Here is a 20,127-nt window from a genome sequence, read left to right as displayed (position 1 = left end):
GAGCTCGATCCAGCCCTCCCCTTTACAGACTTTGCAGCCTTCGCCCTGGCAGACGAAGCAGGTGCCGTCCATTTCTGCCGAAGGTTCCGTGAAGGGGAAATGATGGGGACGGAACTTGGTCCTGATGCTGTCGCCGTAGAGCTTTTTCACGAAAAGCTCTAAAGTGCCCTTCAGGTCGGCAAAGGTGATGCCCTTGTCGATGACGAGGCCCTCCACCTGGTAGAAGATGGGCGAATGGGTGGCGTCCACATCGTCGGAGCGGTAGACTTTTCCCGGGGAGATCATCTTGATCGGGGGTTTCTGTTTCTCGATGGTGCGAATCTGCACCGGCGAGGTCTGGGTGCGCAGAACCACCTGGTCATCGATATAGAAGGTATCCTGCTCGCTGCGGGCCGGATGGTCCTTGGGAATATTGAGGGCTTCGAAGTTATAGTAGTCCAGTTCCACTTCCGGGCCTTCTTCAATGGTGAAGCCCATTTCCAGGAAGATGTTCTCGATGTTCTCCATGGTGATCATCAAGGGATGTTTGCCGCCGATGGGCGTTTTTACGCCGGGGAGGGTGATGTCGATGACTTCGCTCTTCAGCTTTTCCTCGATGAGCTTTTCCCGAAGGCTTTCCTTCAGGCTCTGGATCTTCGCCTCCAGCTCTTCTTTGGCGTCATTGACCAGTTTTCCCACCAGGGGACGTTCTTCGGGAGACAGGTTTCCCATGCTCCGGAGAACCTGTGTGAATTCCCCCTTCTTCCCCAGATATTCAATTCTCAGTTTTTCCAGTTCCTCACTGTTTTTCAGCGTACCGAGCTTGTCGTTGAAACTTTTCTTGATGGCATCAATTTGTGCTTTCATTGGTTCCTCCTCATTTCGATAAATAAAAAAACCGCCCCTCAAAAAAGGGACGGAAAATTCCGTGGTACCACCCTGCTTGGCCGCAGTAATCGCTGCTGCCCGCTCAGTTTAAAGTTATCGGTTTACCCGTCAGGGACTACTTGGTTTCACCCCTGATGCTCCAAAGTGAACTTCACTTTCCCTAATCCCGCAGGAAGCTTCCAGTCCATGGCTTCCTTTCCCTTTCCGGGATATGCCGGGAGAGTTACTCTCTTTATCCACGCATAGTTATTTTGTTCTTTCCATATTATAGAAGATTCGGCGGGTTTGTGCAAGTCTTTGCGCCCAGTTGCCTCACCCGTTCGAAGAGGATGATGGACGCGGCCACGGCGGCGTTGAGGCTTTCTGCGCCCCCGGGCATGGGGATTTTCAGCAGGATATCCCCTCGCTTAGCCATGGCCGGCGTGATTCCGGACCCTTCATTGCCGATGACCATGATGAGGTTGCCGGTGAGATCTGCCTGGAAAAGATCCTCTTTGGCCTCCAGGCTGGTGACGGCCAGGGCGTAGCCTTGGGAAACCAAAGTTTCCAGGGTATCCAAACCGCTTAAGTAAAGTGGCACGTGGAAAAGGCTGCCCATGGCGCTGCGAACCACCTTATCCCCGAAGGGATCCACCGTTCCCGGCCCAAAGAGCACCCCGGCGGCACCGGCGGCGTGGGCGGAGCGGAGGATGGTGCCCAGGTTTCCAGGATCCTGGAGTCCGTCCAGATAGAGATACATCGCTGATTCCGGCGTTAAGGTGTGGGGAAGTTCCTTCGCCAGGGGAAGCTTCACCACGGCGATGATCCCCTGGGGATGTACGGTTTCCGACAGTTCAGCAAGGACTGCCCGGGAGGTCTTGATGACCTCTTCTTCCTGAAGATAGGGCTGTACATAGCGCTGGAAATCCCCTTCCTTATCCGGATCATAAAGGACCGCCTCCACAGAAAGTCCGGCCTTGAAGGCTTCTTCCAGAAGCCGGAAGCCTTCCACCAGGAAAAGATTCTGCTCCCGGCGGTGCTTTTTGTCTTTCAGCTTTCGGTACTCCTTGATTCGGGGATTGGATTTGGAGTCGATGGTCAGCACCCTACTCATTGGCGGTGAGGGCTTCCAGGGTGGAGAGATCGGAGGTGGCGCCAATGACTACCAGGACATCGGACTCCTGAATGACATCGGTGGCCCGGGGAGAAACGTTGATGTTGTCCTGGGACTTGATAGCCATGATGTTGATACCGTACTTGGCTCGGGCATCAAGGGCAGCAATGTCTTTGCCCACCCATTCCCGAGGAGTCGCCACTTCGATGATGGAGTAATCCGGGGATAGCTCGATGAAGTCCAGAATACTGGAGGATACCAGATTATGGGCTACGCGGATCCCCATGTCCATTTCCGGCTGGATGACCTTGTCGGCACCGATCTTGCTGAGAAGCTTCGCGTGCATCTCGTTGTTTCCTTTGGCAATGACCTTTTTCACGCCAGCTTCCTTCAGATTTAGGGTGACCATGATGGAAGACTGGATGTTGGATCCTATGGAGACCACAGCCACGTCAAAATTACGGATGCCTAAGGTGCGCAGGGCGTACTCGTCGGTGGCATCCATCTGCACGGCATGGGTGACCTGGTCGGAAATTTCCTGGACGATGGTTTCATCGTCATCCACCGCTAACACGTCATACCCCATCTGAAAGAGGGTTTTTGCGACGCTTTGTCCAAATTTTCCCAGTCCGATGACCACAAATTGCTTTGATTTCATATCTCGTTACTCCTTACCCGATTAATAGTTTTCCTTCAGGATATTTGATGTTAACTTTCTGCTTCTGGCCGGCCAGGGCGAGCATGACGGTTAAGGGGCCCACTCTGCCTAAATACATGATGGTGCTCAAGGTGATCTTGCTCACGGCGGTGAGTCCAGGGGTGATTCCTTGCGTAAGGCCCACGGTGCCAAAGGCAGAGAGCACTTCATAAAGGATTTGCTCAAAGGTGGCGCCCACTTCGTTGATGGAGAGCACCGTAACACCGAGGACGACGATGACGATCCCCATGAGGAAGACCGCCACAGCACGGTACACCGTGGACTGGCTCAGGTGACGGCCAAAGACTTCTGTTTCATCCCGTCCCCGCAGAACGGAGATCAGGGTGAAGATGAGAATGCCCAGGGTGGATGTTTTCACACCACCAGCCGTGGACCCGGGCGAGCCTCCAATGAACATGAAGGCCATGGTGACCAGTTTGCCTGCCGGAGACATCTCGGAATTGGAGATGCTGTTAAATCCAGCCGTACGTGGGGTCGTGGAGGAGAAGAAAGAGTTCACCAGCTTGTGGGGGAAGCTCATGCCCTGCATGGTGGCGGGATTGTTCCACTCAAAGATGAGGAAGACCAGGGTGCCGCCAAAAACCAGAATCAGGGAGATGGTGATGACCACCTTGCTGTGCAGGGACAGGGCGTTCTTCATTTTCTTGTGGGTAATGCCGCTGAAGATTTCCCGCCAGACCATGTACCCCAGACCGCCGATGTTGATGAGCATGGCCAGGGTCATGAGCACCACCACATTGGTGTTGATCACCGTCACGGAAGTGAAGTTCCCCAAAAGGTCAAAGCCAGCATTACAGAAGGCGGAGATCGCATGGAAGATTCCGAAGTAGATCCCCTTCCCCACGCCGTACATGGGGATGAACTGCGTCATGAGGATGATGGCGGCGAGACCCTGGACCGAGAAGGTGAAGAGGAGCATGTACCGGACATGACTGATGACTCCCTGCAGGTTGAAGGTATTGTAGGCCTCCTGCATGACCAGGCGCTCTTTCAGGGTGATTTTCTTCCCCACCAGAATGGCGAAGATGGTGGACATGGCCATGAAGCCCAGACCTCCGATTTCGATGAGGATCATAATGACCAGCTGGCCAAAGGTAGACCAGTAAAGACCCGTGTCCAGTACCACCAGACCCGTAACACATACCGCTGATGTGGCGGTGAAGATGGTGTCCAGGAAGCTTGTAAACTGCCCGCTCACCGAAGAAATGGGAAGGGAGAGCAGCGTGGCTCCGGTGAAGATTACCGTGGCAAAGCCGATGGCCAGGATCTTGAACGGGCTCAGCGTCTTTTTCTTTATTCTCAGATTGCTCAAGGAATACACCTCATTTCAGTTCATGTGATAAAGATTATAAAGAAATAATCGTTGGGGGAAACCCATCTAAAACAGGTCCCGGGCCTTTGCGATACTGTCTATTCTACTCCTTGGCCCATAAAGTTCAAGGGGGGCAAAAAATATTTCTTTACGGACTGTTATGCCCATTATACCTCAATTCCAGCATCTCCGAAACCCGGGATGGCAAGGCATAAAAAACCACCCCAAGGAAATCCTTGGGGTGGATCTGTGCTTATTAGGCGAGCTTTGCCTTGGCAGTTTCCACCAGAACGGTGAAAGCCTTGGGATCGTGGATGGCGATCTCGGAAAGCATCTTGCGGTTGATGTCCACACCAGCCAGCTTCAGGCCGTTCATGAACTTGGAGTAGCTGAGACCATTCAGTCTTGCAGCAGCGTTGATTCTGGCGATCCAGAGTCTTCTGAAGTCTCTCTTCTTCAGCTTTCTTCCGATGTAGGAATTTCTCTGAGCGCGGATGACGGTTTCATTAGCGGTCTTGAACAGCTTGCTCTTTCCACCATAGTATCCTTTTGCCAGCTTCAGTACTTTTTTATGATTCTTACGAGCGTTTAAGGCTCTTTTTACTCTTGCCATTATATATCCTCCTGTATCCTTATATTATAGGTATGGTAGCAGTTTTCTCATTGCCTTTTCCTGAGTTGTATGAACATACCCATTCTTCCTCAGATTTCTCTTTCTCTTGGAAGACTTCTTTGTAAGGATATGGCTTCTGTAGGCCTTGCCTCTCTTGAGCTTGCCGCTTCCGGTCTTTCTGAATCTCTTTGCTGCGCCTTTGTGGGTCTTCATTTTTGGCATCGTTAATTCCTCCTAAAGTTGTTACTTCTTTGGAGTCAGGATCATAATCATGTTTCGGCCTTCCATTTTAGCGGGCTTCTCGATTACGCCGACATCCTCTAATAATGCTGCGAATTTTTCCAGAATCTTGTAGCCGTTCTGCGCATAGGCGGCCTCACGGCCTCTGAAACGCACAGTGACTTTGACCTTGTCCCCATCGCCCAGGAATTCTCTTCCCTTGTTGGCCTTGATGGAAATGTCGTGATCCTCTGTGTTCGGGCTGAACCGGATCTCCTTCAGGGTGATCACTTTCTGGTTCTTCTTGGCTTCCTTCTCTTTCTTGGACTGCTCGTATGTGAACTTATGGTAATCCATAATTCGGCACACGGGGGGCTTAGCTGTGGGAGAAATCATGACCAGGTCAAGATTCTGATCTTCAGCCATCTTCAGGGCGTCCTTTGACGAAAAAATGCCGAGCTGTTCGCCTTCACTTGAAATAAGTCGGATTTCCTTTTCTCTTATTTCATAGTTGATCGGATTGTTTTGCTTGATAATTTTCACCTCCGTAAAAATGTTGCCTTTTCCAGCTTCACGGATGACGCTAAAAAAGGACGGTGTAAACCGTCCTCAATTCACTAACTCATGAATCGTGACCATACAACGTGAGTCGTAAGGTGAGAAACGGTCGTTTCTGCTTTTGCACTGTATTAGTATACCACAATGGGAAGACCTGTCAACGTCTTTTTTTCGAGGTATGCTTCTACCCGTTCATCATACCTGAAAAGCCGCGATAATACAAGGGCTCCTCCTGCACCTGGTGCAGGAGGGTAAGTCCCTTCCAAACGAGGAGTCCCTAGAAGGAGATTCCGGACTTCTCCAGCTTGAACCGGAAAGTGAAAGTGGTGGCTTTTCCAGGCTCACTATTTGCCGAAAGAGACAGCCCGTGGCGATGCGCGATTTCATTGGCAATGGCCAAACCAAGTCCCGTACCGGAGCGGTTGGACTCATCGGAGTTTCGGTTGAAGCGCTCGAAGAGATGAGCCATTTGTTCAGGCGCAATCCCCTTCCCTTCATCGGTCACATCCAGCTGACAAGTTCCTTTTGTGCAGTTCACCAAAAGCTTGACCTCTCCGGACTCCGGCGAGAACTTCACCGCATTGTCCACCACGATCATGACCATTTGACGAAGTCTTCCATAGTCGCCTGTCATGGGCAAGGTGTCGAAAGGATTCTCCAGCTGAATCCGGACCTGCTTTTTCTCCGCCACAGTTCGCATGCTTCGGGTGACGTCCTGCAGGACTTCCGTAAAGTTGAGTTTCTGCATATCCATCTTAAAATCCGGGTTTTGCAGCTTTGTGAGGCTAAGAAGATCATCCACCAAACGCTGCAGGAAAATGCTTTCCGCCAGCATCTGCTGATGATATACCGCTACTTTCTCAGGATCGGACACGACCTTGTCGTTTAGGGCTTCCAGGGAGCCGCGAAGAACGGTCACCGGCGTTCGAAGTTCATGGGAGATGTTGGAGATGAAGTCCCGGCGGGACTGCTCCAGTTTTTCGCTCTCCAGGGAGGCTTCCTGAAGCCGCTGGGACAGCACATCCAAGGTGGTGGCCAGGTCCCCGATCTCATCCTTTTGCTGCACTCCGGTTTTCGCCAGATAGTTTCCTTCAATGAGCTCCGAGGCGGTCTGGTTCATTTTCTGGAGGGGCTTTACAAACTTCAGGGAGAAGAGGATCGCCAGACCAAAGGCCAGGATCAGGGCAATGATCGTACTGAGGGCCAGAATGTTCAGTCCGTTGGCGGTGACCGATTCCATCCCTTCGATGGGGGCATGGAGGAGCACTGCAGCGATGATTTTTCCGGTGCTGTCCTTTACCGGCGCCCCTACAGTGAGGGTGCTGGCACCCAGGACACCACTGAAGCTCTCGCTGAAGGCGATCTCTCCCTGAAAGACCTTTTGCAGCACTTCTTCCGCGGTATCCGGCAGATCTTTATAGTTGAAGCTCATGCCCTGGCCTCGGATTACCAGCTGCTCATTTTCATCGACAATCCAGACATCGCTCATGGCGATGTCATCAATGACATTGAGGTAAGGCATAAAGCCCCCCATTCTTCCCTTCATCCCCATACCCATGCCCATACTGGGAGTCACGGTGCCGGACTCCATAAACTGGGAAAAGTTTTCCGCGATGGCGACCACTCTTCGCTCCATGTCGTTTTTATGGAAGTCCATGGTGTGTCGAGTGAAGAGAAGGCTGAAGAGGAAGGCCATGATCAGGGAAAACACCAGAAGAAGGCTGGTGATGAAGAAGATCAGTTTACGGGTGATTTTATACATCATCATGCACCTCTAATTTGTAGCCCATGCCCCAAACGGTCTTCAGCTCCCACTCCGGATGGGGAAAAGCATCGAGCTTGGCCCGCAGCCGCTTGATGTGGGAATCCACCGTACGGGCATCGCCAAAGTAATCATAGCCCCAAAGGCTGTTCAGGAGGTTTTCCCGGGTAAAAAGCTTATTTTTGCTTTTGGCCATGGTCCAGAGCAGTTCCGTTTCTTTCTTGGTCAGGTTCAGCAGCTTTCCCTCCAGGGTAACCTGAAAGTCATCCAGGTTGATGGAAAGATTGCCCAGCTGGAGAAGGTTAGCCTTGGCATCAGCAGACTTCTCCATGCGTCGAAGCACCGCCCGCACCCGAGCCATGACCTCCCCCGGCGAAAAGGGTTTGACAATATAGTCATCCGCCCCGATATCCAGCCCCATGATCCGTTCGAAATCCTCCCCTCGAGCGGTAACCATGATAATGGGCACGTTGGAGGTTTTTCGAATTTCCCGGCAGACCTCGAAACCATCTTTCTTTGGCATCATGACATCCAGAAGAATGGCATCGAAGGCCGTTTGATGGAAAGTCTCCAGGGCTTCTTCCCCATCGTGGGCCAGCGTCACCTCATACCCCTGGCTGCGGGCATATTCGGACAGGATTTCCGTGATTTGCAGATTATCGTCGGCGATCAAGAGTTTTGTCATGGCGCGAGCTCCTTTCTTGGGATTCTTCCTTAAGTATACCAAGAATTCATGTTTTTTTTGTGCTTTTGGCGGAAAAACCCAAGGTGAAGGCTGCAGGGTTCAGCTTTTTCCTTCGTCACAAAAGTTGCCGACGAAAAACACATTTTCGCCACAGGGTCTTGGTACATTAAGGGTGCAAACAAAATACCCCTAGGAGGAAAAGAACATGAAAACCAAACGTAATCTCATTGCTGCCCTCGCCCTGACCCTGGCCCTTGGTGCCACCACCTTCACCGTCTTTGCCGCTGCACAGTATGACTCCCCGCTGGAAGCTGCTGCAGGACTCACGGGAAAAACCACGGACGAACTTTTGGAGCAGCGACAGGAGTCCGGAAAGACCCTGGGCCAGATTTTGGACGAAGCCGGAAAGCTGGACGAGTTCCAGGCCGAGATTCTGGAACAGAAGAAAGAGATCCTGGCTGAGCGCGTAGCCGAGGGTTCCCTGACGCAGGCGGATGCCGATGCCATTTTGGTACGCATCACCGAGAACCAGGCGCTTTGTGACGGAACTGGTCTGGGCATGGGCGGATTCGGATTCGGCCAGGGAAATGGCAGCGGATTTGGACAAGGTAACGGCGGCGGATTTGGCCAGGGCATGATGAATGGCCGTGGACGCGGCATGATGAACGGATTCGGTTCCGGAAGAAGATAACTTTCCCTCTAGAACAACCTCCCGAGGCGGCATGGAAAAATGCCGCCTAAATTTTTTGCGTTTTGGATTTACCCGAGGAGAAATCTGTGGTAGACTGGCAAAGTTGGGAATGAATGTCTCCCCTGGCCTCTGGCCTAAACCGCGTAATGGCTGATGACTTCTGCAGAAAAATCTGCAGAGTTGTCGGCTTTTTTTATGAAATGGAGGAAATCAAATGCTGCTAAGTATATCGCTGATTTTAATGGTGGGATTTGCTCTCAACGGGATTTTGGGAAAGCTGAAAATCCCGGGGCTGGTGGGCCTCATCTTCACCGGAATTCTTCTGGGGCCCCAGATGCTGAACCTGATCTCGCCGAAGATCCTGGCAATTTCCACCGATCTTCGGGAAATCGCCTTGGTGGTGATCCTCATCCGGGCGGGCCTGTCCCTGGATCTTCGGGATCTGAAAAAAGTGGGCCGTCCCGCCCTTCTCATGAGTTTTGTTCCCGCCACCTTTGAAATGGCTGCGGTCATCCTCTTGGCCCCTGCACTTCTCCACATCACCCGGGGAGAAGCCGCCATCCTGGGGGCAGTGCTCAGCGCTGTCTCCCCCGCCGTGGTGGTGCCCCGGATGCTATCCCTCATGGAGTCTGGGTATGGACGCAAAAAACGGATCCCCCAGCTCATCATGGCGGGAGCCTCCGTGGATGATATCTATGTTATTGTCCTCTTCACTGCATTTCTCAGCATGTACGGCGGAGGAGGCTTCCAGGCCTCTCGCCTTTTGTCGGTTCCGGTTTCGGTCATCTTAGGAGTTGTCCTGGGAATTGTCGTCGGGGTAATCATGGTTCGTATTTTCCAGCGTCTCCATATCCGGGATACAGTGAAAGTCCTGATCCTCCTCAGCACCGCGTTTCTCTTCCTTTCCCTGGAAGATGCCCTGGCTCCGCAGGTTCCTCTCTCCGGTCTTCTGGCGGTCATGGCCATGGGGGCCACGGTGCTGAAGCGCTATGAAATCCTCGCGAAACGCCTGGTGGGGAAATTCTCGAAAATCTGGGTGGGTGCCGAGGTCTTTCTCTTTGTTCTGGTGGGGGCGGCGGTGGAAATTTCCGCTCTGGCGGAGGTGGGCATTGCTCCGCTCCTTCTCATTCTAGGCGCTCTTCTCTTCCGCACCTTGGGCGTCTATGTGTCCCTGCTTAAAACGCCGCTGACGGCCAAAGAAAGGCTCTTCTGCGCTGTAGCCTATCTCCCCAAGGCCACGGTTCAGGCGGCCATCGGCTCCCTTCCCCTGGCTGCAGGAGTGGCTGCGGGAAGTACGATCCTCACGGTGGCGGTGCTGGCCATCCTCATCACCGCGCCCGGAGGAGCCATGGGGATGGACTATCTCTATCCGAAGCTGCTCACCCGTCAGGCGGGTTAGGGCATTAAAATTCTCCGGGGCTGGTTGGATCCTTTTTGCTCCCCCCATCATTTGCATTCAGCAGGGCCTCACGCCACAGGGGAAGGAGCCTTTCCAGGGACCAGGCGGCATTGGCAGGACTGGTGGAGGGCAGGCCCAGGACTGGAAGATCCAGGGTGTTTCCGAAATGCGTCTGATAGAGGCGAAATGCCGCAGATCCGTTGCAGAGAATGCAGCGGATCTTTGTTTTTTCCACCAGGGAGGGAATGTCCTGGGGCTCTGCGTGACGGATGGAGGCATCCTGGGACTGCTGAATTTTACAGGAAGCCACCACATCCCAAAGGGCCACATGGTGGCGATGCAAAAAGGCGATTTTTTCCTCCAGGGTGGCGGGCACCGGTTCCTCAAAAATCGCAGCCAGAAGACGCCAGAACCGATTTTGGGGATGTCCGTAATAGAACTGGACCTCCCGGGAGGTGACGGAGGGAAAGGTTCCCAGGATGAGCACCCGGGAGTCCGAGTCTGCCACGGGGAAGAAGGGATGCTTTATGATCTCGGCCATAGCGGCTCCTCCTTGTTGTATTCATTGAAAAATGGCGAGAACCTGATTATAATGGATTAAAACGCTTACAGGCAGGTGCAACCTATGGAAAAGACATTGGTCCTTATCAAACCCGATGCCGTGGAACGGAACCTCATCGGAAAAATCCTCACGGTGTATGAGGAAGCTGGGCTGCAGATCACGGCCCTTCGGATGCTCCAGGCGGATCTAGACCTGGCCCGAAAACATTATGCCGAGCATGAGGGACGTCCCTACTTCGACGGGCTCCTGGCAGAAATCACCCGGGGACCCCTGGTGGCCCTCATCCTGGAGGGCGGAAACGCCATCGGCACCGTACGGACCCTCAATGGAAAAACCAACCCCAAGGAAGCTGCTCCGGGAACCATCCGGGCCCGTTTTGCTTTGGACACCTCCCATAACTCCGTGCATGCCTCGGATTCCCCCGAAAATGCACAGAGGGAAATGGATCTCTGGTTCCCTCGGGGATAAAAGAAGGAAGCGCATGGCGCTTCCTATTTTTTATCCTTTTTTTTCAGCACTTTGGACAGTCTTCCTTCCGTTCCCGCCTGCATACGCTTGTAGTTGGGCAGGTGGAGCTTGAGACTCAGGGCTCCGCCCAGGAAGGCCAGGACAATGGCCCCTGTGCCCAGATCCTTGAAAATGGTGAGAAAGAGCATATAAAGCGTCAGGGCGAGGGTGCCAATGGCGATGTAGTCGGTGAGGACCGTCACCAGAATGAGGAGCAGAATTCCCATGATGCCATAAAGCGGAGATGCGCCGAGGAGAAGACCGATCATGGTGGCTGTTCCCTTTCCTCCCTTGAAATTCATGATGAAGGGATAGATGTGACCCAGCATGGCAAAATAGCCCACCAGATAGATGGCAAAGGCCCCCTGGGGATCAAAGGACACGTGGTATAGCCTCTTGACCAGGACCACGGCCAGGATTCCTTTCAGAACGTCCAGTATGGCCACGAGGGCACCAAACTTCCACCCCAGAGATTCCACGGCATTGGAGGCTCCGGCGTTGCCGTGGCCCAGGCTGCGGATATCGACTTTTTTCAGCCACTTGCCCATGATATAGGATGTTTGAAAATTACCAAATAAATAACCAATGATGGCGATGATGATGTAGTCTTTCATGTTCCTCCTCGCGGGTTTCCCCTTTGCGGTTTATTTTAGGATGGGGTGGACTCCGTGAAATGCGGATTTTGGGGATCGAGTTCCAGGATCAGCGGACGGAGCGGAGACTGCCGGGTGAAGTCCACGGCATGGTCAAAGACCGCCAGCATTCCCTTTTCATCGTCGGTGAGGTCTTTTCCCTGGGGTACTGTCTTCGTTACAACGATTGAGTTACCTTCAGTATACTGTCTTTTGAGGAGGCTGTACAAGGAGATCCCACGGGCTAGGCTGAATTCTCCGAGAAGAAATCAAGAAGAAAGCTCCTCCCAGGGATCCTCTATTGAGATCGTTGGGAGGAGCAGATTCCAAGCTTCACTTTCTCGTGGGGATTACTCTTCGATTTCCGCCACATCCCCTTCTTCGGGAATGTGATTGCCACCGAGAAGAAAATCCAGCACATCCACGCTTCGATACCCTTCTTTATGCGGTTTGAGGGCCTTTTTCAAGGACCGGAGAAGACTGCTTTGCAGCTGCAGGAGCTTACCCAGCTCTTCTGCTCGGTAATACTCCTTGGGGAGGAGCTCTTTCAGGGTATGCTGCAGATCTCGTTTAAAGGCCAGGTCGCGCTCGGCATTCCGATGGGGACCCCGGGCACCCCGGTGATGAACGTGACAAAGGGTGATCAGGTTTAAGGGAAAGTCCAGCCCCCCCTCATCCCGGTGGATAATGTGGTGGGTTTCTCCCGGCCTTCCGCACAGGACACAGCTGCTCAAAGGATCCCTCCTGTTACTTGTTCTCGTCTTTCTTCAATGCCGTATGGTAGTTGTACTTGCGGGCATTTTCGTCCAGGATACGCTCGATGAAGGCATCCAGGCTGATCTTTCCCTCATCACCCTTTTCCCGGCTGGTGACGGAGAGCTCTCCGCTTTCCTGCTCCTGCTCGCCGATGACCACAAAGTATGGAATGCGCTCATTACGGGCTTCCCGGATCTTGTAGCCGATCTTCTCGTTGCGGTCGTCCATTTCTGCGCGGATCCCCTTGTTCTTCATCTTCTGGAGGACGGTTTCCACATAGTCATGGTACTTTTCGGAAATGGGCAGCAGTTTGACCTGTACAGGGGCCAGCCACAGGGGGAATGCACCGGCATACTTCTCAATGAGGGAAGCCAAGGTACGTTCGTAGCAGCCGATGGAGGTTCTGTGGATGACATAGGGAAGCTTCTTCTGGCCGTCCCGGTCCACATAGGTCATGTTAAATCGCTCCGGCAGGGCAAAGTCGATCTGCACGGTGATAATGGTGTCTTCCTTGCCGTGGACATTCTTCATCTGGAGATCCAGCTTGGGGCCGTAGAAGGCGGCTTCGCCCTCGGCTTCCACATAGTTCAGGCCCACATGATCGAGAATGCCGCGCATGATGTTCTGGGTTTCTTCCCAGGCTTCGGGCTTATTGATGTATTTATGGGTATCCTTGGGATCCCACTTGGAGAAGCGGTAGGTAATATCCTCTTTGATGCCCAGGGTTTCCATGATGTAGTTGGTCAGATCCAGGACACCGCGGAACTCGTCTTCCAGCTGATCGGGACGGACGATGAGGTGGCCTTCGGAAATGGTGAACTGGCGCACGCGGGTCAGTCCGTGCATTTCTCCGGATGACTCATTTCTAAACAGCGTGGAGGTCTCGCCCATGCGTACGGGCAGATCCCGGTAGCTGTGCTGATCGGAGTTGTAGATGGCGAACTGGAAAGGACAGGTCATGGGACGCAGGGCCATGACTTCGCCGTCTTCATTCACATCAAAGAGATCGCCGTGGCCGTGGGGATCCTGGCACATGATGAACATGCCGTCCTTATAGTGGTCCCAGTGGCCGGAAATTTTGAAAAGATCCGACTTGGACATGAGGGGGGTCTGGGTGAACTCATAGCCCCGGCTTTCTTCCTCATCTTCCACAAAGCGCTTCATGAGCTGCAGGATCTTCGTTCCCTTGGGTTTGAAGAGCGGCAGTCCCTGCCCGATGACTTCGGAAGAAGTGAAGAGATCCAGCTCTCTTCCCAATTTGTTGTGGTCACGTTTCTTGGCTTCCTCCACGGCAGCCAGATACTCATCCAGCTCGTTCTTCTTGGGGAAGGAGGTGCCGTAAATACGGGTGAGCATCTTGTTCTTCTCGGAACCTCTCCAGTAGGCTCCGGCCACCTGGGTGAGCTTGAAGGCTTTCACCAGTTTCGTAGACGCCACATGGGGGCCGGCGCAGAGGTCGACAAATTCGCCCATTTTGTAGAAAGAGAGCACAGCATCCTCGGGAAGGTCGTGAATGAGCTCCACCTTATAGGGCTCGTTCATCTCCTCCATGAGTTTCAGGGCCTCTTCCCGGGAAAGGGTGAATCGCTCCAGCTTGAGGTCTTCCTTGACGATGTTTTTCATCTCGTCTTCCAGAAGAAGAAGATCCTCGGCGGAGAAGCTTCCGTCCTTGTCAAAGTCATAGTAGTAGCCGTCTTCAATGGCTGGGCCAATGGCCAGCTTCACTCCAGGAAAACGCCGTTTCACCGCCAGGGCCAGAATGTGGGATGACGTATGACGGAAAGCATGCTTTCCTTCTTCATCGTCAAAGGTTTTGATCTCCAGCTGGCAGTCTTCCGTCAAGGGATAGCGGATATCGACCATTTTGCCGTTGACCGTCCCTGCGAGGGCTGCGCGGCCCAGTCCGCCAGAAATAGCAAAAGCCACATCGGACACCGTTGAACCATTTTCCACCTGCAGAATGCTTCCGTCTTTCAGTTGAACATTAATCATGCTGATCTCCTCCAAAATAAAAATAGACCCGTCCCGGAAAGGGACGAGTCGTCGTGGTTCCACCCTAATTAAAGATGAATCATCTCCATCTTCTCTCAACACCTTAACGCGGTAAACGTAGATACTTATACTTTCGTCTTCGTATTGCACTCCCAGGGGGTCTTCACGGCCATTATCCCGAGTGGTTTCACCTGCCCCACCCTCTCTTTGGAGATGCCTGCCGCTACTCGTCCTGTTCGTCGTGTCTCGATGTATGAATTTAATTCATTATAGCGAATTCCCGCAGTGGAGTCAACGGCTCCGAACCCTTGAATTTTCTCTTGTAATGTTGCGATTCTGTGCAAAATCTCCCTTCGGATTTGAACATTTGGTGAATTCCTCCAAAGACTAGGAGGAGCCCGGACAATAAGATATAATATTCTTAAGATTACGACGGAGGGATGTCACATGATCACCATTCAGCTTCATTTTCCCCGATGCAGCGGCCATGAACGAAAAAACCGCCTGATTTCCAGTATCGTGTACCGGGTGGGCGGAAAGTTCAAGCTTCCGGACCCTGCAGTGCGGGTGATTTTTTACGAATCGGAATTCCGGTCGGACCTGGCTTCGAATCTGGGAGATTTTGTGCATATTGAAGCCACCTGCTGTCCGCCCCTGGAGCTGGAGGAGAAAAAAGCCCTGGCCGAGATCCTCAAGGATGAAGTGAACGTCTTTTCCGGGACGAAAGTCGACGAGGTCTCCATCTTTATCGTTAATGCCGACTGCGAGTCCTATTTCGAATGAGTTCGGCAAAGCTGGCCCTTCTGGCGGATTACCGGACTTCCGACCGGGAGCTTCGGGATCTGGAAGCGCTGGGATTTCGGGTATTTCCCACGGACAAAGTGACGACCCTCTACCCGGCGGTGGACGGCCATCCGGATTTGCAGGTGTTTCGGCTGGAGGACGACCTGTTCGTTCATCCGAAGATCTCCCCTTCCCTGGAGAAGGAGCTCTCCCTGTGGCTGCCCGTGAGAAAGGGTGAGCGTTCCCTGAGCCTTCCCTATCCTCGGCATGTGGCGTTTAATGCCCTGGATACGGGAGCCCATTTTCTGCACCGTTTAGTTGCTACGGATCCCCGGCTTTTGGAGGCAGTAAAAGCTCGCCGAAGAGAAGTCATCCCGGTGAAGCAGGGCTATACCCGCTGTTCCTGTGCCCAGGTCAGCGACCGCGCCTTTGTCACGGAGGATGCCGGGATTGCCAAAGTTCTGACGAAGCTCCATTACACCGTGTTTTACCGGCCTCCATCCAACGTGGTTCTCGAGGGTTTCGAGCACGGTTTTCTTGGGGGTGCCCTTTCCCGAATCCCTACGGCTGACCGGGATCTCATCCTGATCACCGGCGATGTTCACCAGTATGCCTACGGTCGCGAACTGCTGGAGTTTTTCGCCCTTCACCGCATCGAAGCCGCTTGTGTTGGTACGGGTCCCTTGAAAGACCGCGGGAGCCTCATTTCTCTTTGTCCATAGCTGATTTGCGCGCTGCGCAAGGGTTTTGACAGGTGTAAAAGATTACTTGTCTTCCCCATCGCGGCACATTATAATAGAATTGTTTGGCAATTATTTAACAAGGGGGACAAATCATGTGTAATCTGTCACAAAATCCAGTCTTCATGGAATTGGATCTTTTCATCGATGAGATTCAAGCCAAGGAAACGGACCTCATCGCCGTGCTTCATCGCGCGCAGAACCTTTTCGGCTATATCTCCGAAGAAGTTCTCTCCCACATCAGTGAGCGGCTTGGTGTTCCAAAATCGAAAGTATACGGTGTGGTGAGCTTCTACTCTTATTTCACCACCGAACCCCGCGGAAAGAACGTGATCAATGTCTGCATGGGCACTGCCTGTTTCGTCCGAGGGTCCGAAAAGATCCTCCGAGAGTTTGAATCGCAGCTGCGGATCAAAGCCGGTGAAACCACCATCGACGGAATCTACACCATCGATTCCCTTCGCTGTGTAGGCGCCTGCGGCCTGGCCCCAGTGGTCATGGTCAACGACAAGGTCTACGGCCGGGTGGAGACCCAGGATGTGGCCAAGATTATCAATGAGTGTGAGGTGTGACATGCTAAATAATATTGAAGATCTCAAGAAAATCCAGGCTAAAGGCCAGAGCCTCCTCTTCCTCCGCAAGAACCAGAGCGCAGGCAGCGCCCGAAAAGAAATCCTCGTCTGCGGCGGAACGGGCTGTCAAAGTGCCATGAGCCGAGAAATCGTCGCCACCTTCAATGAGGAGCTGCGCAAGCAGAATCTCGCGGGCATGGCCTCCTGCCATATCACCGGATGCTTCGGCTTCTGTGAGAAAGGTCCCATTGTGAAGGTTTATCCCGATGATGTGTTTTATACGGAAGTCAAAGTCAGTGATGTGGATGAGATCATCGCCAAGCACATCATCGGCGGAGAAAAAGTCGAGCGACTCCTCTTTGAGGATCCGAAGACCAATACCCGGGTGGAAACCCAGCACGACATGGATTTCTACCGCAAGCAGAACCGAATTGCCCTTCGAAACTGCGGACTCATCGATCCCGAAAAGATCGAGGAATACATCGCCAACGACGGGTATCTGGCCCTGGCCAACATCATCACCACCATGAAACCCATTGATGTGGTCAACGTGATGAAGGAATCCGGGCTCCGCGGACGCGGAGGCGGCGGCTTCCCCACGGGTTCCAAGTGGGGTATGGCCCTTCGCAGCGTCAGCGATAAAAAGTACATGATCTGCAACGCCGACGAAGGAGACCCAGGTGCATTCATGGACCGCTCCATTTTGGAAGGCGATCCCCACAGCGTCATTGAAGCCATGGCCATCGGCGGTTACGCCATCGGAGCCCGCCACGGCGTGGTGTACATCCGGGCAGAGTATCCCTTGGCCATCCGCAGACTGCGCACCGCCATGGAACAGGCGAAGAAGTACAACCTCCTGGGCAAGAACATCCTGAACTCCGGATTTGACTTTGATCTGGAGATCAAATACGGTGCCGGCGCCTTTGTCTGCGGCGAAGAAACCGCACTCATTCAGAGTATTGAAGGTTCCCGCGGCGAGCCGGTTTCCAAGCCCCCCTATCCGTCAGAATCCGGTCTTTTCGGCAAACCCACCTGCGTGAACAACGTGGAGACCCTGGCCAATGTACCGGTGATCTTCCAGAAAGGACCCCAGTGGTACGCCTCCATCGGCACCGAACATTCCAAGGGAACCAAGGTCTTTGCCCTGGCCGGAAAAATCAACAATGTAGGCCTCGTGGAAGTGCCCATGGGCATCACCCTTCGGGAAATCATCTATGAAATCGGCGGCGGAATTAAAGGCGGCCATGCCTTCAAAGCCGTGCAGACCGGCGGACCTTCCGGTGGATGCATCACGGAGCAGGATCTGGACACCCCCATCGACTATGAGTCCCTTAGCCGCATCGGGTCCATGATGGGCTCCGGCGGTATGATCGTCATGGATGAGCAGAACTGTATGGTGGATATCGCCAAGTTCTATCTGGACTTCACCGTGGAAGAATCCTGCGGAAAGTGTACCGCCTGCCGTGTAGGCAACAAGCGTCTTCTGGAGATCATCACCCGCATCACCCAGGGAAAAGGCGAACCAGAGGATCTGGACAAACTGAAGACCCTGTCCGAAACCATCAAGGACACTTCCCTCTGCGGTCTGGGCCAGACAGCCCCCAATCCGGTGCTCAGCACCATGAAGTTCTTCGAAGAGGAATACAAAGCCCATATCCTGGACAAACGCTGCCCGTCAGGCGTCTGCAAAGACCTCCTGTCCTATGTCATCTCTGACGCCTGCATCGGATGCACCAAGTGTGCCCGTGCCTGTCCTGTGGATGCCATTTCCGGCAAGGTCCGGGAGAAGCATGTCATCGACCAGGAAAAGTGCATCAAGTGCGGTTCCTGCTACACTGCTTGTCCTGTGAAGCCCGTGAAGGCTGTACAGATTGTATAGGAGGAAGAGTGAAATGGTAAACGTCACAATCAACAATAAAACCATCCAGGTGCCTGAGGACTATACGATCCTCCAAGCAGCGGAAACGCTGAACATCAAGATCCCCACCCTATGCCATCTGGATCTGCATAACATCAAAATGGTGAATAAAGTGGCTTCCTGCCGCGCCTGCGTAGTGGAAGTGGAAGGCCGGCGCAATCTGGCTCCCTCCTGCTCCACCCCCGTCTTTGAAGGCATGAAGATCAAGACGGACTCCCTCCGAGCCATCCGGGCTCGCCGCACCATGGTGGAGCTTCTGATCTCGGATCATCCCAAGGACTGTCTGGTGTGCCTAAAGAACGGCGAATGCGAACTGCAGTCCATCTCCCATGACCTGGGCGTCAAGCAGATCCGTTTCGAAGGCGAAATGTCCACGTATCCCGTGGATATGACCTCCAAGGCCATCTACCGGGATTCCAGCAAATGCATCCTCTGCCGACGCTGCGAAACCATGTGCAATGATGTCCAAACCGTCCATGCCCTTTCCGGCCTTGACCGAGGATTTGGCACGGTGGTGGGTCCGGCGTTCCACGCCCCCCTCAATGAGACCGTCTGCACCTTCTGCGGTCAGTGCGTGGCCGTTTGCCCCACGGGAGCACTGGTGGAAGTGGACAATGTGCCCAAGGTCTGGCGTGCCCTGGAAGAAAAAGGAAAGACCGTGGTGGTCCAGGTGGCCCCCGCCGTCCGCGTAGCCATCGGTGAGCTCTTTGGTATGGAGCCGGGCACCGTGGTAACGGGAAAACTGGTATCCGCCCTGAAGAACCTGGGCTTTGACTATGTCTTCGACACGGATTTCGCGGCGGACCTCACCATTATGGAAGAGGCCCACGAGATGATTGAGCGCATTAAGGAAAACAAGAACCTTCCGATTCTCACCAGCTGCTGTCCGGCCTGGGTCAAGTTCTTTGAGCACCAGTTCCCGGATCTTCTGGATATCCCCTCCACCTGTAAGTCCCCCCACGAAATGTTCGGGGCCGTGACCAAGCACTACTTCGCCCAGAAGATGGGGATTCCGGAAAAAGACATGATCGTGGTTTCCGTCATGCCCTGCGTAGCCAAGAAGTATGAAGCTGAACGGCCGGAGCTGGAGTTCGGCGGCGTTAAGGACGTGGATATCGTCATCACCACCCGTGAACTGGGCCGAATGATCAAAGAAGCCGGCATCAACTTCAACATGCTGGATGATGAAGAGTACGACAATCCCTTAGGCGAATCCACGGGAGCCGCGGTTATCTTCGGCACCACTGGTGGCGTCATCGAAGCCGCCCTTCGCACCGCTGCTGAAATGATCACGGGAAATGAACTGGAAAGTGTTGACTTCCATGCCGTCCGCGGTCTTGCCGGACTGAGGGAAGCTCAGGTTCAGGTGGGCGATCTCACCTTGAACATCGCGGTAGCCCATGGCCTGGGCAATGCCCGGACCCTTCTGGAGAGCATCCGTCGCGGGGAAAGCAAATACCATGCCATCGAAATCATGGCCTGTCCTGGAGGCTGCATCGGCGGTGGCGGACAGCCCTACCATCATGGTAACCTGGAAATTCTCCGTCAGCGGGCCGCCGGCATCTACGCCATTGACGAGAACTTCACCATCCGCAAGTCCCATGAGAACCCGGCCATTCAGGAGCTCTATGCCAAGTTCCTCGGAGAACCCGGAGGAGAACTCTCCCACAAACTCCTGCACACCAGCTACTTTGAACGGAAGAAATAGAAAAAAGAGAACAGCCGCAAGGCTGTTCTCTTTTTATCCG

22 protein-coding genes, 1 riboswitch and 2 other annotated features are annotated in these 20,127 nt (G+C 53.6%); of the genes, 8 read left to right on the top strand and 14 right to left on the bottom strand.

What is annotated here, in order from left to right; genetic code table 11:
• The 9 genes from pheS to KCG48_RS00775 all read right to left on the bottom strand — a co-directional run.
• On the bottom strand, window positions 1-846 hold an 846-nt coding region (gene pheS / locus KCG48_RS00815), incomplete at its 3' end, for a phenylalanine--tRNA ligase subunit alpha (RefSeq protein WP_230976931.1).
• A 42-nt stretch (window positions 847-888) separates the two neighbouring features.
• Window positions 889-1,115: a binding site (T-box leader), on the bottom strand.
• 17 nt (window positions 1,116-1,132) lie between these two features.
• Window positions 1,133-1,960 (bottom strand): TrmH family RNA methyltransferase, encoded by an 828-nt coding sequence (locus KCG48_RS00810; RefSeq protein WP_211799385.1) that lies wholly within the window; start codon window positions 1,958-1,960, stop codon window positions 1,133-1,135.
• A complete protein-coding gene (locus KCG48_RS00805) occupies window positions 1,953-2,618 on the bottom strand; it encodes a potassium channel family protein (RefSeq protein WP_211799384.1) in 666 nt (221 codons plus the stop codon). The genes KCG48_RS00810 and KCG48_RS00805 overlap by 8 nt, the downstream gene beginning before the upstream one ends.
• Window positions 2,619-2,631: 13 nt before the next feature.
• Window positions 2,632-3,990 (bottom strand): TrkH family potassium uptake protein, encoded by a 1,359-nt coding sequence (locus tag KCG48_RS00800; protein ID WP_230976930.1) that lies wholly within the window; start codon window positions 3,988-3,990, stop codon window positions 2,632-2,634.
• Between the two features lie 256 nt (window positions 3,991-4,246).
• Window positions 4,247-4,603 (bottom strand): 50S ribosomal protein L20, encoded by a 357-nt coding sequence (gene rplT, locus KCG48_RS00795; protein WP_211799383.1) that lies wholly within the window; start codon window positions 4,601-4,603, stop codon window positions 4,247-4,249.
• Window positions 4,604-4,627: 24 nt separating this feature from the next.
• Window positions 4,628-4,825, bottom strand: coding sequence for a 50S ribosomal protein L35 (gene rpmI, locus KCG48_RS00790; protein WP_211799382.1), 198 nt, complete (start codon window positions 4,823-4,825; stop codon window positions 4,628-4,630).
• 21 nt (window positions 4,826-4,846) lie between these two features.
• Window positions 4,847-5,365 (bottom strand): translation initiation factor IF-3, encoded by a 519-nt coding sequence (gene infC, locus KCG48_RS00785; protein ID WP_211799381.1) that lies wholly within the window; start codon window positions 5,363-5,365, stop codon window positions 4,847-4,849.
• A gap of 292 nt (window positions 5,366-5,657) precedes the next feature.
• Window positions 5,658-7,148 (bottom strand): HAMP domain-containing sensor histidine kinase, encoded by a 1,491-nt coding sequence (locus tag KCG48_RS00780; RefSeq protein ID WP_230976929.1) that lies wholly within the window; start codon window positions 7,146-7,148, stop codon window positions 5,658-5,660.
• Window positions 7,135-7,827, bottom strand: a complete 693-nt coding sequence (locus KCG48_RS00775) for a response regulator transcription factor (protein ID WP_211799380.1) — start codon at window positions 7,825-7,827, stop codon at window positions 7,135-7,137. Before KCG48_RS00775 ends, KCG48_RS00780 begins: the two co-directional genes overlap by 14 nt.
• A 205-nt stretch (window positions 7,828-8,032) precedes the next feature.
• Between KCG48_RS00775 and KCG48_RS00770 the strand changes: the two genes are divergently transcribed.
• Both KCG48_RS00770 and KCG48_RS00765 read left to right on the top strand, forming a co-directional pair.
• The gene (locus KCG48_RS00770) at window positions 8,033-8,518 is read left to right on the top strand and encodes a hypothetical protein (RefSeq protein ID WP_211799379.1); all 486 of its coding nucleotides are present in this window, start codon (window positions 8,033-8,035) and stop codon (window positions 8,516-8,518) included.
• 96 nt (window positions 8,519-8,614) lie between these two features.
• Window positions 8,615-8,688: riboswitch (Fluoride riboswitch) on the top strand.
• 44 nt (window positions 8,689-8,732) lie between these two features.
• Window positions 8,733-9,917, top strand: a complete 1,185-nt coding sequence (locus KCG48_RS00765; RefSeq protein WP_211799378.1) for a cation:proton antiporter — start codon at window positions 8,733-8,735, stop codon at window positions 9,915-9,917.
• 4 nt (window positions 9,918-9,921) lie between these two features.
• Here KCG48_RS00765 and KCG48_RS00760 read toward each other — a convergent pair whose 3' ends face one another.
• Window positions 9,922-10,458, bottom strand: coding sequence for a DNA-deoxyinosine glycosylase (locus tag KCG48_RS00760; protein ID WP_211799377.1), 537 nt, complete (start codon window positions 10,456-10,458; stop codon window positions 9,922-9,924).
• 84 nt (window positions 10,459-10,542) lie between these two features.
• Between KCG48_RS00760 and ndk the strand changes: the two genes are divergently transcribed.
• Window positions 10,543-10,947: a nucleoside-diphosphate kinase gene (gene ndk, locus KCG48_RS00755; protein ID WP_211799376.1), complete on the top strand. Its 405-nt coding sequence runs from the start codon at window positions 10,543-10,545 to the stop codon at window positions 10,945-10,947.
• 23 nt (window positions 10,948-10,970) lie between these two features.
• Here ndk and KCG48_RS00750 read toward each other — a convergent pair whose 3' ends face one another.
• From KCG48_RS00750 to thrS, 4 genes are all read right to left on the bottom strand, one after another.
• Window positions 10,971-11,600, bottom strand: coding sequence for a glycerol-3-phosphate acyltransferase (locus KCG48_RS00750; RefSeq protein ID WP_211799375.1), 630 nt, complete (start codon window positions 11,598-11,600; stop codon window positions 10,971-10,973).
• 35 nt (window positions 11,601-11,635) lie between these two features.
• Window positions 11,636-11,848, bottom strand: coding sequence for a hypothetical protein (locus KCG48_RS00745; RefSeq protein WP_211799374.1), 213 nt, complete (start codon window positions 11,846-11,848; stop codon window positions 11,636-11,638).
• A 120-nt stretch (window positions 11,849-11,968) separates the two neighbouring features.
• Window positions 11,969-12,352 (bottom strand): HNH endonuclease, encoded by a 384-nt coding sequence (locus KCG48_RS00740; RefSeq protein WP_211799373.1) that lies wholly within the window; start codon window positions 12,350-12,352, stop codon window positions 11,969-11,971.
• A gap of 13 nt (window positions 12,353-12,365) precedes the next feature.
• On the bottom strand, window positions 12,366-14,366 hold the full coding sequence (gene thrS / locus KCG48_RS00735) for a threonine--tRNA ligase (protein ID WP_211799372.1): 2,001 nt from the start codon (window positions 14,364-14,366) through the stop codon (window positions 12,366-12,368).
• A 36-nt stretch (window positions 14,367-14,402) separates the two neighbouring features.
• Window positions 14,403-14,615: a binding site (T-box leader), on the bottom strand.
• Between the two features lie 198 nt (window positions 14,616-14,813).
• Between thrS and KCG48_RS00730 the strand changes: the two genes are divergently transcribed.
• The 5 genes from KCG48_RS00730 (at window position 14,814) to KCG48_RS00710 (ending at window position 20,087) form a co-directional block, all read left to right on the top strand.
• Window positions 14,814-15,149: a hypothetical protein gene (locus tag KCG48_RS00730; RefSeq protein ID WP_211799371.1), complete on the top strand. Its 336-nt coding sequence runs from the start codon at window positions 14,814-14,816 to the stop codon at window positions 15,147-15,149.
• The gene (locus tag KCG48_RS00725) at window positions 15,146-15,871 is read left to right on the top strand and encodes a DUF6873 family GME fold protein (protein WP_211799370.1); all 726 of its coding nucleotides are present in this window, start codon (window positions 15,146-15,148) and stop codon (window positions 15,869-15,871) included. Before KCG48_RS00730 ends, KCG48_RS00725 begins: the two co-directional genes overlap by 4 nt.
• Window positions 15,872-15,984: 113 nt before the next feature.
• Window positions 15,985-16,461: an NADH-quinone oxidoreductase subunit NuoE family protein gene (locus KCG48_RS00720; protein WP_211799369.1), complete on the top strand. Its 477-nt coding sequence runs from the start codon at window positions 15,985-15,987 to the stop codon at window positions 16,459-16,461.
• 1 nt (window position 16,462) lies between these two features.
• Window positions 16,463-18,340, top strand: a complete 1,878-nt coding sequence (locus KCG48_RS00715) for an NADH-quinone oxidoreductase subunit NuoF (RefSeq protein WP_269142382.1) — start codon at window positions 16,463-16,465, stop codon at window positions 18,338-18,340.
• 13 nt (window positions 18,341-18,353) lie between these two features.
• Window positions 18,354-20,087 (top strand): NADH-dependent [FeFe] hydrogenase, group A6, encoded by a 1,734-nt coding sequence (locus tag KCG48_RS00710; protein ID WP_211799367.1) that lies wholly within the window; start codon window positions 18,354-18,356, stop codon window positions 20,085-20,087.
• The last annotated feature ends 40 nt before the right edge of the window (window positions 20,088-20,127 follow it).

It is taken from the genome of Proteiniclasticum sediminis (assembly GCF_018128025.1).
GTDB lineage: Bacteria > Bacillota > Clostridia > Clostridiales > Clostridiaceae > Proteiniclasticum > Proteiniclasticum sediminis.
The sequence above is the reverse complement of the archived record's forward strand: the minus strand, read 5'-3'. Positions and strand labels throughout refer to the sequence as shown.